Origin of the sequence: Pseudomonas sp. Kh14, from assembly GCF_900291005.1 — a bacterium.
Lineage (GTDB): Bacteria > Pseudomonadota > Gammaproteobacteria > Pseudomonadales > Pseudomonadaceae > Aquipseudomonas > Aquipseudomonas alloputida.
Window position 1 is genome coordinate 1 of the sequence record NZ_OLKJ01000230.1, and the last position, 248, is coordinate 248.

The following is a 248-nucleotide window of genomic DNA, read 5'->3' on the forward strand; positions in this document are numbered from 1 at the left end:
ATTTTGCATTGTTTATTTCGAGATTCCCCGATAAGCCTGAGGATTACCGGAAATACTTAGATGTTCTGATTAAAAATCAAAAATACGACGAGGCAATTAGTTTTATTGATAAACTTATTAGTAAAAATATTGTAAACGAAGAAATAATTATAAAGAAATTTGAGTTATTATTAAAAAAGGACAAGAAAAAAGATGCGATCTGTGTTCTAAATAATTATTTAACAAAATATCCTTGTTCTGAATCAATT

General features: G+C 25.8%; 1 protein-coding gene. It reads left to right on the top strand.

The window, feature by feature from the left end; genetic code table 11:
* Positions 1–248, top strand: a 248-nt coding sequence (locus FQ668_RS28890) for a hypothetical protein (RefSeq protein WP_218570927.1), incomplete at both ends; no start/stop codon positions are given.